This window comes from Alkalibacterium psychrotolerans (assembly GCF_054784355.1).
The window spans coordinates 1-17,465 of the sequence record NZ_BAAGPH010000006.1 but is presented as its reverse complement, the minus strand read 5'-3'; the positions used below and the strand labels follow the sequence as shown (position 1 = coordinate 17,465).

Here is a 17,465-nt window from a genome sequence, read left to right as displayed (position 1 = left end):
TCTCGCTAAAAGGTATTTAGTCGGTCTGTCACTGCTTCAGCTGCTTACTTTGTTTCTCTGTGCAGTGTGTGTTTTTTACAATAGCGGCAATATTTTTTTACTTCAAGACGTTCTGTTCGGATTTTTGCGCCTACTTCTTTCGTATAGTTACGCGATCCGCATTCAATACAGGCCAAAGCCAGTTTCTTTTTCATTGGATTGTTTCCTCACTTCAGTTTCATCTGACATTATTTCAAAGTCTTCATTACTTTACCATTAACTGAAAACACTGTCAAATCGGCTTAATTAACCTTTTCGAAGTCATTGTGGTTAATTTCTACATCATCGGTGATGCCTTCTGAAACAAATACTTCCCGCTCATTAGTTGTATAGATGACTTCCACACCTTCAAGACCATTGATGTAATCCAAGCCGTCTTCTACTCCTAAAGAAAAAGCGATATTGGCCAGGGCATCCGCATCCATCGCGTTGTCCGCAATCACACTGATTCCTGAAATGTTGTTCTGGAACGGGTAGCCGGTGTCCGGGTTCATCAGGTGATGGTATTCATCATCTCCGTCACGAACCAGTCGCTCATAAATCCCTGTGGTGACAATTGCACGGTCTGTAACTGGAACCATGCCAATAATATCCCCACGGTCACCGTAAGGATTCTGAATGCCGACATTCCATGGATCGTCCGGCCCACGCGTGCTGTTTCCCACAACGACGATATCGCCACCCAAGTCAACAATGGCTGTATTGACGCCTTCTTCAACCAGTACACGAGCGGCTTCATCCGTAATGTAGCCTTTAGCAATCGCGCCTAAATCCAGGACCATGCCTTCTTCTTGTAGGAAAATCGTCTGATTTTCTTCATCCAGTTCCACCAGTCGGTAGTCTACTACTTCTAGGACGGCATCCAGCTCATCCTGATCGGGTACGGCTGCGTATTCCTGTCCGATTCCCCAGAGTGAGGTAATAGCTCCAATGGTCGGATCAAAACTGCCACCTGACTCTTCAGCATAGTGAAGGGCCCGTTCCATGACTAAAAAGACTTCGTCTGATACTTCTACCGGTTCAATCCCAGCCTGACGGTTGACTTCCGAAATCTCGGAGTCCGGATTCTGCATCGCAAACCATTCATCGAGTTCCTGAACGCGCTCAAATGCCTTGTCCATGGCTTCTTCTCCGCCTTCATTAAAGACGCGCATATTCGCAACTGTTCCTAACAAGAATTCAGTCCGTTCATAAGGCTGATTAGCCAAATTTCTTGAGTCTTCTTCATTACAGGCAAATAGTGTAAGTGATAATACAGGCAATATAATTGATAATGCTTTTGTCTTGTTACACGTAAACATAGTCAGTTTCCTTCCCTTTCTTTTTCACTGTACATCTTACAGTAATAGTGGTACTCTGTCTATGTTTTCACAAGATTAGATTCAACATAAAATTGCTTTAATCATTATAGCTTGATGAGCCGTTTTGTGCGACAATACTCTATAGAAGAAACCACTCTAGAAAAGAAGGATTCCAATGAATCGTACCCAGAAAATGATCTATATATCCCTGCTTTCCGCTCAAGCCGTCATACTCGGTCTGGTCGAACGCAGCATACCCTTTCCATTCGCCTTTGCCCCCGGGGCGAAACTCGGTGTGGCCAACTTAATTATTATTGTAGCTATTTATACGCTTCCTTTTAAAGATAGTCTGAAAGTCGTCATTATGCGGCTTTTGATGACCACTTTACTCGGCGGAACAATTTCTACCTTTATGTACAGTTTTGCGGGAGCCATGCTGAGTTATGTTGGCATGCTCATCGTCAAATTTATCGGCGGCAAACGTGTCACCGTGATTGGTGTCAGTGCGACAGGCGGGATTCTCCATAACCTGGGCCAGCTCTTAGTGGCCAGTACCATTGCGCAGACCTGGACGGTGCTTTTATACCTACCCGTCCTTTCCTTTTTCGGCATCTTGTCCGGTATCGGCATTGGCATCGCAGCCAATTTCTTAATGGCCCATGTCACCACCATCCAACGCTTCAAAAAGGCGCATGAGGAAAAAAAAAGCAGTAAAAACGACCATAAGCAGATAGCCAATACGTTAGTATAAGATAAAGCCCTGTTTCCTGAATGTCAGTTATTCAAGAAACAGGTTTTTTGTCTGTAACTAAATATGTCCTCTAGTGAAAACTTAGACTACATACAGCTGCCCCTTATCCTAGAGGAATTGGATGCATGCCTTGAGTCTTGGCCCGTAACTCGATGCAAAAATAATTTTGAGTGCCTAAGGACAGCTGATTTGGCCAGTATCTCAGCTGCTTTTTCTGTTTGGGTTGCCGGACAAAGGCTGTTTGACCAGCAGCTCAGGTCAATATTTTCCGTGAGTACGGGTGTAACGGCAGTTGACCGGTAACTCCATCAGCCTACTCCTTTGAGTGTAGGGTTAAAGACATTTTAACCCTAATCTCCAGATGTTTTTCTCTCTGAGTCACTGGTCTATATGCGATTAACTAGTCACTCACCATTTTTTCATCAGTTGAGTTAAATGGAAAAAGTACTTAAGGTTCCTTAAGAAAGAACATATGCGCTCAATGGCGCATATGAACATCTCCACAAAAAAAGCACAGTGATTATTGGTATCACTCCGCCTCTTTGATAGTCCTCTCATCATCTTTTTCCTTTACACAATACTGAAACTCTTCACTGATCATTCTAATACTCGAACATATGCCCTATTGTTAATTTTCTATAGATATAATTTTCTATATTTTTCAGTGCATCGATGTTTAGCATTTACTACCTTATTTCGCGTGCAGTTTAATTTTTCAGCAATGTCATCATATGAATAACCTAAATAGCAGTTCAAACACACTTCTTTTTCAAAAGTGGACAGTTTGCACAGATATTCCTCTACGGTTTCATTGATTATCGGCTTGTCTTCCGGCTGAATTGCTTGTGAGAAGCCGACCAGCTGATACCCGTTTTCCTCTATGACACCTTCCAGCGACAATGACTCCCGTATCGATCGTCTCTTCACCGCGTTGTTCCAACGAATAAGCCGATGGAAATGGTTATCAATACATAGGCAGACATACTGGTTAAAATTCATCCCTTTATTACACTCGTACTTTTGACTCGCCTGGACTATTACCAGACAAGCTTCCTGATATAAATCGTCTCTTTCGTATCCCTTTATGTATCGTCGATACGTAGTACGCTTAATAATGGGCTGACACTGATCGAACAGTTCGGGATAAAGCTGCGATTCTCCGGATTGAATTCTTTGAATAAGGGTATCGTCAACCGGCTCACTGAAATCTTTAAACGTTTTTTTCTCTTTAAAAGCAATCGTTTCTTCGTTAGTCGTCTGCATCCTTTCTCTCCTTCTGTAGATTGTATTTTTCAATTACAGAGCAGAGCAATTATTATAGTAGTAGTTTGTATCACATGAAAGCGTTTCACTTATTATACTATCCTTTTATTTAAATAGTCATTAACATTATTACAATTGTGAGATTATTCTCATGAAAAAAAGTCGATAGATACAAAAAAACCGCATAGAATATGACTTCTCATATTCTACACGATTCATATGTGCACCGTTTCACTTTTTGTTTTCAAACTTTTTTCCAATCATTTCAACATAGAGCTTTTTAAGCAAGTCCTGATCTTTTTCTTTCAAAGGGGAGTTGCGTGTTTTGCTTTGCATGCGGTAAAGGGCGCTGTCGATAGCGATTTTTTTCTTCGCAGACTTTATGTCTTTATACAGTTCATTGGCGGACTTTCGGGTTGCGCCCCTTTGAAAGATAATCCACTGTTCGGCCAAATCAGATGTAGCGACCTGCACGTGTGTGATCAGCAAATTTTCCTCCCCGACTGCTTTCTCAATGTAGCTGTCGGCTGTCTCGCCTTCACTGGTAAAGATGACGGCCACGTTATACTTGTCGTAGCGCTTGGTGAGTCCGGGTACCAGCTGGGCATCAAACACAATCCGCACTTCAATGCCTTCAAAGTTAGCGTAGTTGCTCAACTCGTGCAGCAAGGCGTCCCGGGCATCGGCAATCTTGTCTTGTCGCTTCAGCTTGACCAATTCCGGCCAGGCTCCTATCATGTTATAACCATCCACAAATAACAGTTCTTTCTTCACTTGACTCCCCTCCTCTCAGAAATTTTCATATGTTTAACATAGGCTAAGGCAGCGGTTGAACCGCTACCTTTACCCTGTTTTTTAATTACAGCGAATGACGCTTGCGGTAGACTTCATACATCAACAGGCCGGAAGCCACACCGGCATTCAGACTCTGAACGTCTCCTATCATGGGAATCGTCAGCGTTTCGTCAACTTTGTCTTTAACCAGTCGGGACAGGCCTTTTCCTTCACTGCCGATGACAAGTCCGATTGGAGAAGAAACGTCCCAGTGACGGTAGTCTTTCCCTTTCATGTCGGTTCCGAAAATCCACAGGCCACGCTCTTTCAGTTCGTCAATGGTCTGGGCCATATTGGTGACCCGGGCAACTTGAACGTGTTCAATCGCTCCGGCTGAGGCTTTTGCTACAGTAGAGGTCAGGCCAACTGCACGGCGTTTCGGTATGATGACGCCGTGTACCCCGCTGGCATCGGCTGTCCTTAAAATGGACCCCAAGTTATGCGGGTCTTCAATGCCGTCGAGTAATAGGAAAAACGGTTCTTCATTTTTTTGTTTCGCTACGTCAAACAAGTCATCTATCGACGCATAGTTGACTGGACTTGCGGCTAAAACCAGCCCCTGATGATTGCCTCCGTCAGATAAGGTATCGAGCTTGCTTTTCGGTACAAAGGACAGCTGAACTTTTCGTTTCTTGGCTTCATTGACCACTCGGTCGATTTTTTCGCCGGATAAACCGTCCTGAACGAACAGTTTGTTCACGTCACGTTCTGAGCGCAAGGTTTCCAGTACGGGATTGCGTCCGTAGACCATTTCATCAGATTCACTGTCTGATTCCACGACATCGGGTCGTTTCGTCTCTTTATTTGAATGAATACGACTCTTCTTTGGTTTTCTGTCGTTTCCTTTTTTGTTATACGGTTTTTTTGGCATGTCACTTCTCCTTTCGGTCGATTCTATAGTGTCTGGCTGATTTCTTCAATACACCAGCTGATCAAGTCGTTCAAGCGGTCCGTCTGTTCCGTCAGGTGTAAAAAGCCCATGACGGCTTCAAAACCGGTTGAATAGCTGTAAGTCTGTGCATCGGTATTTTTTGCTTTGGAGTAACTTTTCGCATTCCGGCCACGCTTGAAGTATAACCACTCTTCTTCTGTCAGTTTATCTGCTTCTGTCAGACGGTCGACCAGGAAAGCCTGTGCCTTGGCGGATACATAGCGGGTCGCCGTGCTGTGCAGGACGTTGGGCTTTGTTTGGCCTTCAAAAATCAGATACTCCCTGATTCGCAACTCATAAGCGGCATCGCCCATATAGGCAAGCGCCAGTCCATTGATGAGTTTGGGGTCAACGGTTCTAGTCATTCCCGCTGCCTCGCTTCCATCTAATGCCTTGAGGTGTGTCTTCCAGAATAATATTCTGGTCTTTCAACTGATCTCTGATGGCATCCGCACGCTGAAAGTTTTTGTCTTTCCTGGCTTGTTCTCTTTCTTCAATCAGTGCTTCGATATCCGAATCCAGCAGGTCATCCTCTACTGAGAGTTGAATGCCGAAAACATCCATCAGCTCGTCTAAGAGACCAATCCCGGCTTCCAACACACGCTGGGATACAGTAGCTCCTTCCATGTAGCGGTTCATGAATCGAACCAAGTCATAGACAACAGTAATGCCATTTTGACTCTGGAAATCGTCATCCATCTGAGTGATGAACTGGTCTTTGAAGTTAGTAATCTGCGTCAGTAGTTTGTCGTCATTTTCCTGAGAGGCTTCTGCCTGATTCAGACGGTGGCGCATGTTAAAGTAGGCTGTCTCAATCCGGTTCAAGTTCGTCTTGGCTTCTTCTATTGCTTCCTGAGAATAGTTGATGGGACGTCTGTAATGAGCTGTCGACATAAAGAAGCGCAGGGCTTTAGGGTCATGCTGTTCGCGCAGTTCTTTAACGAGAACGACATTCCCTATCGATTTACTCATTTTTTCATCATTCATCGTGACAAAACCGTTATGAATCCAGTAATTCGCAAAGGTCTGGCATGTTTTCGCTTCCGTCTGGGCAATTTCATTTTCATGGTGCGGGAAGGTCAGGTCCTGACCACCGGCGTGAATGTCAATCGTATCGCCCAAGTATTTCGTTGCCATAACAGAACACTCAATATGCCAGCCCGGTCGTCCGAGTCCCCAAGGTGAATCCCAGCTGATTTCGCCTTCTTTGGCTGTTTTCCATAAGGCAAAATCGAGTGGATCCTCTTTCTTAGTAGCTTCTTCGCCTAAACGGTTGCTGGCGCCCAGTTCCAGTTCATCCAGTGAAATTCGGCTCAATTTTCCGTACTTCTTGAATTTACGCGTCCGGTAGTACACATCGCCGTCACTTTCATAAGCATAGCCGTTGTCAATCAGTGCTTCAATGAAGCTGATGATTTCGGGAATATTTTCCATCACACGAGGGGAGTGCGTCGGCTTCTGGACTTCAAGAGCTTCTGTATCATCGTAAAAAGCTTTAATGAAGGTATCGGCCACTTCCGGAGCAGTTTTGCCCAGCTCGGCAGCCGCGTTGATAATTTTATCATCCACATCAGTGAAGTTGGACACATAGTTGACTTCAAATCCACGGTAAGTCAAGTAGCGCCTGATGGTATCAAAGGCAACCGTGCTGCGTGCGTTACCGATATGAATATAGTTGTAGACAGTCGGTCCACAGACGTACATTCTTACTTTTCCTTCTTCAATCGGGACAAAGGTTTCTTTTTTTCGAGTCAATGTGTTGTACAGCTGAATCATGCACAGACTCCTTTCTCTTTCAGTAGTCACTTATAGTATACAAGAATTTAGCTCCGGCTGCTTCCCTTTATCCAGGTGAATTAAAGGGAAAAGCCATACAACCCGTTGAACACCGTTCCGGTTGCATGGCTATGGCTTGCCTCGTTCGCATTCGTTTCCCTAAACTTTTTTAAGACTGAATGGCAGCTTTCGCTTTTTCCAGATTCGCCAGAGCTTTGTCTCTTCCAAGCAGTTCAATGGCATCATTCAGCTGAGGTCCATGCTGCTGACCGGTAACGGCCACACGAATCGGCATAAAGAGGTTTTTGCCTTTTACTCCGGTTTCCTTCTGAACAGCTTTGATTGATTTTTTAATGGCAGCAGCTTCAAAAGGCTCGACTTCTTTTAGCTGGCTAGCAAAGGCATCCAGCACTTGTGGCACCGTTTCGCCATTCAATATTTCTTTTTCTTCATCGGAAAATTCCAGTGAATCTTCAAAGAATAATGTAGCCAGCTTCGTGATTTCTGCAGCATAGCTCATTTGTTCCTGATAAAGGCTGACTAACTTTTTAACCCATTCACTTTGTTCCGGTGTCGGATTTTCACTCGCGTAGCCTGCTTTAACAAGGTGAGGAACAGCTTTTAATGTCAGTTCATCCAAGTCCATATTTTTCACGTACTGGTTACTGATCCATTCCAGCTTCTTGTCATCAAATGCAGCCGGTGATGTCCCTAAACGCTTGTGGTCAAACATATCGATAAATTCCTGTTTACTGAACAGCTCATCTTCTCCCACCGGAGACCAGCCCAGCAATGTAATGAAATTAAACAATGCTTCCGGCTGATAGCCCAGTTCGCGGTACTGTTCAATGAACTGAAGAATCGTCTCGTCACGCTTGCTTAGCTTCTTACCTGTTTCACTGTTGATAATAAGCGTCATATGCCCGAATTCAGGTGTTTTCCATTCAAAGGCTTCATAAACCATCATCTGTTTAGGCGTATTGGCAATGTGGTCATCTCCACGCAGAACATGGGTGATTTTCATATAATGATCATCAACGGCAACGGCAAAGTTGTACGTCGGCATGCCGTCACGCTTGCGGATAACCCAGTCGCCTCCAACAGAATCAGCTTCGAATGTAATCGTGCCTTTTACCATGTCGTCAAAAGTATAGGTGCTGCCTTTCGGTACACGGATACGAATAACCGGCGTGATGCCTTCTTCTTCTTTTTCACGCTGCTCAGAAGCAGTCAAGTTAGCACACTTGCCACTGTAATGCGGCATTTCTCCGCGGGCACGCTGCGCTTCACGTTCAGCTTCCAGTTCTTCACTCGTACAGTAGCATTTATACGCACGGTTGCTGGCAAGCAGCTGATCGATAAGCGGGTCGTAGAAATCCAGTCGTTCAGATTGGCGGTATGGTCCATAAGGGCCTCCTACATCTGCACTTTCATCCCAGTCAATGCCAAGCCACTTAAGGTTGTCCAATTGGCTCTGTTCGCCTGTTTCCACCTGGCGCTTGCGGTCTGTATCTTCGATTCGAATAATGAAATCCCCACCGTGATGACGGGCAAATAAGTAATTAAATAGTGCGGTTCGAGCATTTCCAATGTGCAGATGCCCAGTCGGACTAGGCGCGTAACGTACACGGACTTTATCTGTCATGTTATATTCTCTCCTTTTTCCTCTTGCAATAGTCTTAACTTACCATTATTCGGCTGCTTCCGCCACAATAACCGTTAGTCAAGTTTATTCAGCCAGCCGTTAGCCACTAAAGAGATGGCCAGCTGGTAATCCAGTTGCGTCGTCAGTTTAAAATTCATTTCCTCACCGACAACTGTCTTCACCTGATGACCTGATCGTTCAACCAGTTCACCTTCTTCATTTCCATAAAACTGCTCATCCCTTGCCTGCTTAAAGGCTTCCTTTAAAACTGCTACTGAAAAGGCCTGTGGTGTCTGAACGCGTCGGATATCCGGACGGTACAGAGACCTTGAAACTACATTTCCTTTTACCTCTTTCAGCGAATCAGTTACAGGAATAACAGGGATGACGGCCTCGCTTTCCCTCAGTTCAGCCATTAACTTATTAATCAGGTCCATTGTAAGAAAAGGGCGCGCAGCATCGTGCACCAGCACAGTACCACTGTCTTCCACCGTCACTTCAGCCAGTGCCAAAGAAACGCTGTCCTGCCGTTCCGGTCCACCTTCAACCCAGTTTACCTTAGCTGGAATCGTGCCATACAGGCACTCCAGCTGCTCCTGAAAGAGCGCCTGTTCATCTTCTCTGGTAACCAGCGCGACGGTCTGACACCGCTCGTCTTCAAGGAAAAGACGCAGGGAATAGTCAAAGACCGGCCGGTTATTCAAGGGCATTAATACTTTATTTAACCGGTCCTCATTAGCAAACCGTGAAGCAGAGCCGGCTGCAAGTAAAATCGCTGCATAGTCGTCCGTCATTCCCCATCATTCCGGTCATTCAATGTTTTCTGATCGTTAACTAATTTGGCGAAAATCATGCGCCCTGCATTCGTCTGCAGAGAGCTCGTGACCACCACATCTACGCGCTCATTCATATGGTGCTTGCCTTCTTCGACAACAACCATCGTCCCATCATCCAGATAGGCCACACCCTGAGCCCGCTCAGTTCCGTTCTTGACAATCATGACTCGCATTTCTTCTCCGGGAATTACAACCGGTTTGACCGCATTGGCCAGCTGGTTGATGTTCAGTACGGAAACATTCTGAAATTCGGCTACTTTATTTAAGTTAAAATCATTGGTTACAATCATACCATCCAGTTTTTTTGCCAGATGCACCAATTTCAAGTCAACTTCTTCCGCTTCAGGAATAGAACTGTCATCCATTTCCAGCTGAATTGCCTCGTCTTTTTGCATCGCATTCAAAATATCCAGACCACGTCTCCCTCTCACGCGTTTCAAGCTGTCTGAAGAGTCGGCAATGTACTGAAGCTCTTTCAGGACATAATGTGAAACCACAAAGGTCCCTTCCAGAAAGCCTGTCTGAACCACATCGAGAATGCGACCGTCTATTATGGCGCTGGTATCCAGCACCTTATACTTTCTGAAAGAATCGCCTTCCTTACGGTCAAGCACATCATCATTTTCCGTCTTCGCCGTCTTTGTGGTAAAGAATCGTCTAATTTCTTCTCGTCTTGATGTTCCAAACTGGAAGCCCATATAAGCCAGAACAACGGTGACAATCAGTGGAACGACGTCACTAATAATAATCATATTCAGTGCAATGAGTGATAAATTAATTAATACAGCAAGAATAAGTCCAATAATCGCACCCACACTTCCGAACATGAGGTAGGCAATGCTTAACTGCCCGAATGCTTTTTCAACCCGCTGAATCCCTTTTTCAATCGGTTTGATTGACTGAAAGGATAGTATAGAAAATAACCCCGCTCCAATTACCATGCCCACTACCGGATTCTGCAGCCAGCCAGGCGCCGCTGCCCAATTGTCGACCAAGTCGGGGAACAGGTTATATCCCAGACTGCCTCCAACCAGAGCAAAGGTTAAAATTATCAATTTTGCTACCATATCTTCCCTCCTTTTAACTAGTCTATTGCTCTATAAGTATAACAGGTAAACGCTGAAAAACGAACTCAGGCCGCCTTTTTCTTTACGAAAAGGCTCGCCTGATTGCGTCGTGCAGCGTTGTGCAGCCGACAACTTCTATATCTTTTGGAAATGTCCAGCCGTCCATGTTATTTTTCGGTACAAATACACGTTTAAATCCTAATTTTGCTGCCTCATTCACGCGCTGGTCAATTTTTGAGACTCGGCGTATTTCACCCGTCAACCCAATTTCACCAATGTAGCAATCGGTCGGTTTCGTTTCTTTTTCCTTGTAACTGGAGGCAATACTAATGGCTATTGCCAGATCAATAGCTGGTTCATCCAGCTTAACTCCACCGGCAGCCTTCAGATAGGCATCCTGATTCTGTAAAAGCAGTCCCGCTCTTTTTTCCAGCACAGCCATAATTAAGGACACGCGTGAGTAATCCAATCCACTTGCCGTACGTTTGGCATTGCCGAAGACTGTCGGCGAAATCAGTGACTGAATTTCAACGAGGATGGGACGGGTCCCTTCCATTGCAGCGACAACTGCTGAACCGGTCGCTCCTGAGAGACGTTCTTCGAGAAACAGCTGTGACGGGTTCAAGACTTCTTCCAGCCCGCCATTCTTCATTTCAAAAATACCTATTTCATTAGTCGACCCAAAACGGTTCTTGACTGCCCTGAGAATACGGAATGTATGGTGTCTTTCTCCTTCAAAGTAAAGAACGGTATCCACCATGTGCTCGAGCATTCTCGGTCCGGCAATGTTTCCTTCCTTGGTCACGTGTCCGACCAGGAAGATGGCAATGTCATTCATTTTGGCAATCTGCATCAATGATGAGGTTGACTCTCTTACTTGGGAGACACTTCCCGCCGCACTATCGATGTTTGCGTGATGCATCGTCTGAATCGAATCAATAATCACGTAGTCCGGCTTCAGGTCTTCAATGGTTTCCTGGATGGCCGTCAACTCTGTTTCAGCATACAGATAGAAATCGGCCCCTCTCAGTTCCAGTCGTTCGGCCCGCATTTTTATTTGAGACGAACTTTCTTCCCCGGATACATACAGAACCTTGCCGCCTTTCTGATTCAATTGAGCAGACACTTGAAGAAGCAGTGTGGATTTTCCGATACCGGGGTCTCCACCAATCAGAACAAGCGAACCAGGGACCACACCTCCACCTAAAACGCGGTTAAACTCAACCAGGTCCGTTTTGATTCGTTCTTCTTTCTCCAGAGTCACGTCCGTAATCGGTTCGGCTTTGGATTTCTTTCCAGCCATTGTCACCCGACTGCGGCTGTCTGTCTTGTCCGGTATTTTTTCTTCCACCATCTGGTTCCAGGCACCGCAGCTAGGACATTTGCCTAAATACTTCGGTGATTCTGTTCCGCAGTTCTGACATACAAATACTGTTGCCTTTTTCTTTGCCAAATTGGAAACTCCTTTTACAGTTCAATTATCTTCCGCTTGAGCCGAATCCGCCTGTACGCACATCGTACTCATCTGTCTCATTGTCCACTACCTGATAAGGGGTGAAAATGCCTTGAGCGATACGCTCGCCTTTTTTAATCTGAACATCTTCCAGCCCATAGTTGATCACCTGGACAAAAATTTCGCCTTCGTTGCCTTCGTTATTGTAGTAATCAGCATCTATAACTCCGATACCGTTTGGTACAGCCAGCTGTCTTTTCATCGGATTGCTTGACCGGTTAGCCAGCAGAAGGTATTCATTTTCCGGCATATAGGCTTTGACTCCCGTTGGAATCAGTGTAGATTTCATTGGATTGCCTTCAGGGTCCTCTGCTTTTAAGGCTTTAAATACGGATGGAATTGTGATATCCACTGCAGCCGTCAGATCGTAGCCTGCCGATCCTTTGGTAGCCCGTTTGGGTAAATCGATTGAATTTTTTTCATATATTGATACGGGTTCAAACCCTCTATTTTTAGTCATATTGTATAGTCTGCTGCATGCATAATGGCTGCAGCATAATCCCCTTTCTATCTTATACATTATTTTATAATAATAATTCTATTTTACACTAAAAAACAGGCTTTATAAACGTTATTTTGACAAATAAAAAACCTCTCTGAGTATACAACTGCATACCAGAGAGGAAAAAAGGGGGCTAAATTAGGTCAACCAGGTTACCCTAAAATTAACGGATAACGTCAGTTGATTCAGGGTCGAAGAAGTGTGATTTACCCATATCGAATGCCAGGTCAACATTTTCACCCGGTGTATGGTAGTCACGCGCATCTACTCGAGCAATAAACTCGGTATCTCCGACTTGTGAGTAAAGCATTGTTTCCGCACCTAAAAGCTCGGAAACTGTAATCTTTGAAGTAACAACTGAACCAGGAGAAGCATCAAGTGCTACCTGCTCACTCTTAATGTCTTCCGGACGAATACCAAATACCAGTTTCGCACCGTCTTTGAAGCCATGTTCGTTTAATGTATTCAATTTACCTTGTGGCACTTCAAGAGTCAGGCCATCACCATTGGTAATTTTGTTGCCGTTAAGCGTTACGTCAAAGAAGTTCATAGCTGGTGAGCCGATAAATCCACCAACGAAAATGTTGACAGGAGTATCGTATACTTCTTTAGGTGTTCCGATTTGCTGAATGAAACCGTCTTTAAGAATAACGATTCGGTCAGCCATTGTCATCGCTTCAGTCTGATCGTGTGTAACGTAGATTGAAGTTGTGTTCAAACGCTGGTGAAGTTTCGCAATTTCCGCACGCATCGCTACACGCAGTTTTGCATCCAAGTTAGATAGAGGCTCATCCATCAGGAAGACTTTAGCATCACGAACAATCGCACGGCCTAACGCCACACGCTGACGCTGTCCACCGGATAAAGCAGCCGGTTTACGGTCAAGCAGTTCTGTCAATCCTAAGATGTTGGCAGCATTTTCTACACGGTTCTTGATTTCGTCTTTTTTATACTTACGTAACTTAAGACCGAAAGCCATGTTGTCAAATACAGTCATGTGCGGGTATAGCGCGTAGTTCTGGAATACCATCGCGATGTCACGATCTTTAGGTGCAACATCGTTCATCATTGTGTCACCAATCCATAGTTCGCCGTCTGTAATTTCTTCCAAACCAGCAATCATACGAAGTGTTGTAGACTTACCACAACCGGAAGGTCCAACGAATACGATAAATTCTTTGTCTTTGACACGCATGTCAAAATCGGATACCGCAAAATCGTCTGAGTTATCATAACGCTTATAAATATTTTTCATTGCCATTTCTACCATTAATAATCACCTTTCCTATTACAAAGATAATTGATTCTCGAGTTACTGGAATCAAAACATTGTTTAGTTGACAATCCCTATTCTATTGTAAACGGTTTATTCATGCTATGTAAACGTGCACAAAAAAAGTGGAAATGTTTTGTGCAAGGTGACTAAGCCCTTAACACCTGATGGGTTCTGACACCTCACATTTATTCATTTCACTGAAATTAATTTTGATTTGTCGGTTAAAACCTTACATCATTAACCATGTAAGCCTTTGCTGTTGTAAAATATGTCAACTGTTGTATAATGAACTTGTGAAATAAAATACGAACAGGAGTGTGTTGGATGAATGATCTAAAAGGAAAAGTCGTCATCGTGACAGGTGGAGCATCAGGAATTGGACTGGCAACTGTTGAGGCCTTCCTAGATAAAGGGTCTAAAGTGGTTCTCAGTGACTACAATGAAGAAGACGGTAAAAAACACGCTGATCGGCTAAGTGATAAAGGTGATGTCACCTTCATCAAAGCAGACGTCTCTAAAGAAGAGGACGTTAAAGCGCTAGTTGAGCAGACTGTTGAAACATATGGGTCACTTGATGTCATCTTCAACAACGCCGGTATTGGTGCACAAGGAGAAACACATGAGTTAACCTATGAAGATTATCACAAAGTCATTAAAATCAACCAGGACGGTGTTTTCTTCGGTAACAAATACGCTGTCCAGCAAATGAAAAAGAACGGTGGCGGAGTCGTTGTTAACTGTGCCTCCATTCTTGGATTGGTCGGCGAACCAACAGCTTATGCCTATAATGCATCTAAAGGTGCTGTGGTCCTGATGACCAAATCACTTGCATTACAATATGCAAAAGACAATATTCGCTGTGCAGCAGTAGCACCTGGCTATGTCGAATCAGGCATGGTAAACAGAGAAGCTCTAGGGGAATACTACGACAACCTCGTAGACAAACACCCAATCGGTCGTCTGGGACAGCCCGAAGAAATTGCTCATGCCGTGATATTCATTGCAGAAAATGAGTTCTTGACCGGTATTACATTACCTGTCGAAGGCGGCTATACTGCACAATAAATGAGTCTACAAAGCAAAAAGCTGGAAGGCTAGCCTTCCAGCTTTTTTTTATGGAATAGTTTTTGTTACTCTTGCAGGGACCCCTGCCAGTACGACATTATCACCAAATGATTTGGTCACGACTGCTCCTGCACCTATGACAACATTATCACCCAGCGTCACCCCTCCAACGACAGTGGCATTCGCCCCTATCCAGCAGTTATCACCTATTGTTATCGGCTTCGCAAACTCCAGGCCATTGTAACGCTGAACAGAATCCAGCGGGTGATCCGGTGTGACTAGCGATACACCTGGTCCCAGAAGGGCATTTTTTCCTATGTTTATCGGACAGGCATCCAGCAGCACACAGTTGAAATTGGCATAAAAGTTATCTCCCACTCGGATATTATAACCGTAATCCACGCGCAGCCCGGGTTCGACACGTATGCTTCCTTCTATCGTATGAAAAATGTTTCGTATCAACTTGTCTCTGGCATAGTCGTCTTCCAGCTGATTATACATATGCGTCAGTCCATGCGCACGCTCTCTTTCCTTAACCAGTTCGTTGTCCTGTGGATTGTAGACTTCCCCTGCACACATTTTTTCCTTTTCCGTTTTCATAGTTCCTTCAGCCCCATTTCTCTTTCGCCATTCTATAGCTATATACTATAACATCTACTCAAAATCCTTTAGTGAGAGCTAATTGACAACTGAATAGCTAATCTTTAAAATGAATAGAGAACTTACTTTTATAAAGTATCTTGACTAAGCGACTTGGTTCAGCCGACTCGTTTACAGGGATGGAGAGAATCTTATGACTTATAGTTTTTTAGAGCCCTACCGCTTTAAAAATGGACTAACCTTAAAAAACAAAATCTTAATGGCTCCCATGACTACCAGCTCCAGTTCCCCTGAAGGAGAAGTGACTGAAGAAGAACTAATCTATTACCTGGTCAGATCAGGCGGTCCAGGTGCAGTTATCACAGCCTGTGCCTATATCGGATCAGAAGGCCAGGCGTTTCCCAATGGGATGAGCGTGGCTAAAGACAGTCATATTGACGGCTTGAAAAAACTTGCCCAGATTATTAAACTGCAAGGTTCGAAGGCCATCCTTCAAATATATCATGGCGGTCGAATGAGTCAAAGGCAATTCAATGGTGGCCGACAGCCCGTCTCGCCTTCTGCGATACGAGCAGAGAGGAAATGGGCCGATACCCCTAAAGAATTGACAGACGCCGGTATTACCATTCTGATTAACCAGTTTGGAACAGCCGTTAAGCGTGCAATCGAAGCCGGATTTGACGGAGTCGAACTTCACGGAGCGAACACTTACCTCCTTCAGCAGTTTTTCTCTCCCCATTCGAATCGACGAAAAGATGACTGGGGTGGTTCCATTGAGAATCGGTTGCGTTTTCCTGTGGAAGTTGTTAGACACTGCCAGTCAGTAATCAAAAAACATGCTGATACGAGTTTTCTCTTAGGCTACCGCTTCTCTCCCGAAGAAATCGAGACCCCTGGTATCCGTTTAGACGACACCTATATCTTGCTGGATGCCTTAATTACAGAAAATATTGATTACTTGCATTTATCGGTCAATCACTACTTTCAGCCTTCCATTGTCGGCTTCAGAGAATACAAGAAACAGATTCCCGAGCAAATTGGACAGTATATCGATAATCGAGTGCCTCTCATCGGTGTCGGTGCGATTAAAACGCCCGTAGACGCTGAGAAAACGCTGCGCTATGCCAGCCTTGTATCTCTCGGCAAACAACTGATAATCGATCCCAAATGGGTACAAAAGGTCGAAGAAGGTAAGGAAAAAACTATTCAGACAACTATTAATCTTTCTCAGCCCCAGGCCTATTACATCCCAGAGAATTTATGGCATACTATTAGACAAATACCGAACTGGTTTCCCGTAAAAGAGAATTAAGAGTCTGTTTTCATATTACTTTACTGCCAATAATGATACAGTAGATATATGCTCCATCATAAGTAGAGAGGAATGTTTTAGATGAATATAACAGTAACTGATAAAGCCGTTAACTGGTTTGAAAAGGAATTACTGCTGGAAAAAGGAGATGCCATCCGCTTCTTCGGTAAAACCTATGGCAAGACAGAAGTACACGACGGCTTCTCGGTCGGAATGAGTGTCGATCAGCCTGAAGGTGCAGTTCTTGGTCAGACCGAAATAAATGGGGTCACTTACTTCGCCAATGAGCACGACCACTGGTTTTTCAGCGGCTATGACCTCGAAATTGACTACGACGAACAGAAAGACGAACCGATTTATCATTTCCATGAAGCAGAGTAATTTTGTAAAAGCAGAATCATAGAATACACATACACTAAAAAACTGCCTCCATTTTATATGGGGGTAGTTTTTTCTTAGACTATAGGCTAGAAACAGATCTAAATTAAATAATCAGTTCATGAAGGTATTTCGAGCATAAAAAAATGTTCTTCACAGATTAAGAAACTGACTGTTTCCTTAACTATGAAGAACGCTGAGTACAGATTATAAAACGATCTATTCAGAAGATTCCTGATAATTGGGTACAAAAAAACTCCGCAAGCAGGGCTCGAACCTGCGACAACACGATTAACAGTCGTGCGCTCTACCAACTGAGCTATTGCGGAATAAGTTAAAGCTATTATAACAAAAAAAGAGCTGCACGGCAACGTCC

The 17,465-nt window shown here is 44.3% G+C and carries 18 protein-coding genes and 1 tRNA gene; 4 read left to right on the top strand and 15 right to left on the bottom strand.

Annotated elements, in window-relative coordinates; translation table 11 throughout:
- Positions 1-44: 44 nt before the first annotated feature.
- Together rpmG and ACYVLS_RS01205 are read right to left on the bottom strand one after the other, a co-directional pair.
- Positions 45-194, bottom strand: a complete 150-nt coding sequence (gene rpmG, locus ACYVLS_RS01210) for a 50S ribosomal protein L33 (protein WP_460320308.1) — start codon at positions 192-194, stop codon at positions 45-47.
- A gap of 87 nt (positions 195-281) precedes the next feature.
- Complete coding sequence (locus tag ACYVLS_RS01205; RefSeq protein ID WP_460320305.1) at positions 282-1,340, bottom strand: FAD:protein FMN transferase; 1,059 nt, start codon at positions 1,338-1,340, stop codon at positions 282-284.
- A gap of 175 nt (positions 1,341-1,515) precedes the next feature.
- Between ACYVLS_RS01205 and ACYVLS_RS01200 the strand changes: the two genes are divergently transcribed.
- The gene (locus ACYVLS_RS01200) at positions 1,516-2,091 is read left to right on the top strand and encodes a Gx transporter family protein (protein ID WP_460320303.1); all 576 of its coding nucleotides are present in this window, start codon (positions 1,516-1,518) and stop codon (positions 2,089-2,091) included.
- Positions 2,092-2,727: 636 nt separating this feature from the next.
- Here the strand turns inward: ACYVLS_RS01200 and ACYVLS_RS01195 are convergent.
- The 11 genes from ACYVLS_RS01195 to ACYVLS_RS01145 all read right to left on the bottom strand — a co-directional run bounded on the left by ACYVLS_RS01195 (position 2,728) and on the right by ACYVLS_RS01145 (position 13,728).
- Positions 2,728-3,354, bottom strand: a complete 627-nt coding sequence (locus tag ACYVLS_RS01195) for a sigma-70 family RNA polymerase sigma factor (protein ID WP_460320301.1) — start codon at positions 3,352-3,354, stop codon at positions 2,728-2,730.
- 231 nt (positions 3,355-3,585) lie between these two features.
- Positions 3,586-4,128 carry an NYN domain-containing protein gene (locus ACYVLS_RS01190; RefSeq protein ID WP_460320298.1) on the bottom strand — a complete coding sequence of 181 codons (543 nt, stop codon included), beginning with the start codon at positions 4,126-4,128 and terminating at the stop codon, positions 3,586-3,588.
- A gap of 85 nt (positions 4,129-4,213) precedes the next feature.
- A complete protein-coding gene (gene rlmB / locus ACYVLS_RS01185; protein ID WP_460320295.1) occupies positions 4,214-5,059 on the bottom strand; it encodes a 23S rRNA (guanosine(2251)-2'-O)-methyltransferase RlmB in 846 nt (281 codons plus the stop codon).
- Between the two features lie 23 nt (positions 5,060-5,082).
- Positions 5,083-5,484, bottom strand: coding sequence for a Mini-ribonuclease 3 (locus ACYVLS_RS01180; protein WP_460320293.1), 402 nt, complete (start codon positions 5,482-5,484; stop codon positions 5,083-5,085).
- Positions 5,477-6,895 carry a cysteine--tRNA ligase gene (cysS, locus tag ACYVLS_RS01175; RefSeq protein WP_460320291.1) on the bottom strand — a complete coding sequence of 473 codons (1,419 nt, stop codon included), beginning with the start codon at positions 6,893-6,895 and terminating at the stop codon, positions 5,477-5,479. Before cysS ends, ACYVLS_RS01180 begins: the two co-directional genes overlap by 8 nt.
- A gap of 169 nt (positions 6,896-7,064) precedes the next feature.
- A complete protein-coding gene (gene gltX, locus ACYVLS_RS01170) occupies positions 7,065-8,540 on the bottom strand; it encodes a glutamate--tRNA ligase (protein ID WP_460320288.1) in 1,476 nt (491 codons plus the stop codon).
- 74 nt (positions 8,541-8,614) lie between these two features.
- Positions 8,615-9,334, bottom strand: a complete 720-nt coding sequence (gene ispD / locus ACYVLS_RS01165; protein ID WP_460320285.1) for a 2-C-methyl-D-erythritol 4-phosphate cytidylyltransferase — start codon at positions 9,332-9,334, stop codon at positions 8,615-8,617.
- Positions 9,331-10,443 carry a PIN domain-containing protein gene (locus tag ACYVLS_RS01160; protein ID WP_460320283.1) on the bottom strand — a complete coding sequence of 371 codons (1,113 nt, stop codon included), beginning with the start codon at positions 10,441-10,443 and terminating at the stop codon, positions 9,331-9,333. The genes ispD and ACYVLS_RS01160 overlap by 4 nt, the downstream gene beginning before the upstream one ends.
- A gap of 82 nt (positions 10,444-10,525) precedes the next feature.
- Entirely contained in the window at positions 10,526-11,896 is a 1,371-nt protein-coding gene (radA, locus tag ACYVLS_RS01155) for a DNA repair protein RadA (RefSeq protein ID WP_460320281.1), read from the bottom strand.
- Positions 11,897-11,921: 25 nt separating this feature from the next.
- On the bottom strand, positions 11,922-12,416 hold the full coding sequence (dut, locus tag ACYVLS_RS01150; protein WP_460320279.1) for a dUTP diphosphatase: 495 nt from the start codon (positions 12,414-12,416) through the stop codon (positions 11,922-11,924).
- Between the two features lie 205 nt (positions 12,417-12,621).
- Positions 12,622-13,728: an ABC transporter ATP-binding protein gene (locus ACYVLS_RS01145; RefSeq protein WP_460320277.1), complete on the bottom strand. Its 1,107-nt coding sequence runs from the start codon at positions 13,726-13,728 to the stop codon at positions 12,622-12,624.
- Between the two features lie 330 nt (positions 13,729-14,058).
- Here ACYVLS_RS01145 and ACYVLS_RS01140 point away from each other — a divergent pair, with 330 nt between their 5' ends.
- Entirely contained in the window at positions 14,059-14,799 is a 741-nt protein-coding gene (locus tag ACYVLS_RS01140; RefSeq protein WP_460320275.1) for an SDR family NAD(P)-dependent oxidoreductase, read from the top strand.
- A 48-nt stretch (positions 14,800-14,847) separates the two neighbouring features.
- On the opposite strand, the gene ACYVLS_RS01135 is transcribed toward ACYVLS_RS01140, so the two are convergent.
- Positions 14,848-15,399, bottom strand: coding sequence for a sugar O-acetyltransferase (locus ACYVLS_RS01135; RefSeq protein WP_460320273.1), 552 nt, complete (start codon positions 15,397-15,399; stop codon positions 14,848-14,850).
- Positions 15,400-15,592: 193 nt separating this feature from the next.
- On the opposite strand from ACYVLS_RS01135, the gene ACYVLS_RS01130 reads away from it, so the two are divergent.
- Positions 15,593-16,711 (top strand): NADH-dependent flavin oxidoreductase, encoded by a 1,119-nt coding sequence (locus ACYVLS_RS01130; RefSeq protein ID WP_460320270.1) that lies wholly within the window; start codon positions 15,593-15,595, stop codon positions 16,709-16,711.
- A gap of 81 nt (positions 16,712-16,792) precedes the next feature.
- Complete coding sequence (locus ACYVLS_RS01125; protein WP_460320268.1) at positions 16,793-17,092, top strand: HesB/YadR/YfhF family protein; 300 nt, start codon at positions 16,793-16,795, stop codon at positions 17,090-17,092.
- A 253-nt stretch (positions 17,093-17,345) separates the two neighbouring features.
- Here the strand turns inward: ACYVLS_RS01125 and ACYVLS_RS01120 are convergent.
- A tRNA-Asn gene (locus tag ACYVLS_RS01120) sits at positions 17,346-17,418 on the bottom strand.
- Between the last annotated feature and the right edge of the window lie 47 nt (positions 17,419-17,465).